This is a genomic window from Pseudescherichia sp. AS216 (genome assembly GCF_037152055.1).
Taxonomy (GTDB): Bacteria; Pseudomonadota; Gammaproteobacteria; order Enterobacterales; family Enterobacteriaceae; genus Pseudescherichia.
The window spans coordinates 1-202 of sequence record NZ_JBBCMV010000059.1 but is presented as its reverse complement, the minus strand read 5'-3'; the positions used below and the strand labels follow the sequence as shown (position 1 = coordinate 202).

Below are 202 nucleotides of genomic sequence, written 5' to 3'. Positions count from 1 at the left end.
GGTCAGTCAGGAGTATTTAGCCTTGGAGGATGGTCCCCCCATATTCAGACAGGATACCACGTGTCCCGCCCTACTCTTCGAGTTCACAACGTGTGCATTTTTGTGTACGGGGCTATCACCCTGTATCGCCGGACTTTCCAGACCGTTCCACTAACACACACGCTGATTCAGACTCTGGGCTGTTCCCCGTTCGCTCGCCGCT

Annotated in this window: 1 rRNA gene; it reads right to left on the bottom strand. The window is 55.0% G+C overall.

From position 1 onward, the window contains the following. Window positions 1-202: ribosomal RNA gene (locus WFN61_RS20900) — 23S ribosomal RNA — on the bottom strand; the annotation flags it as partial.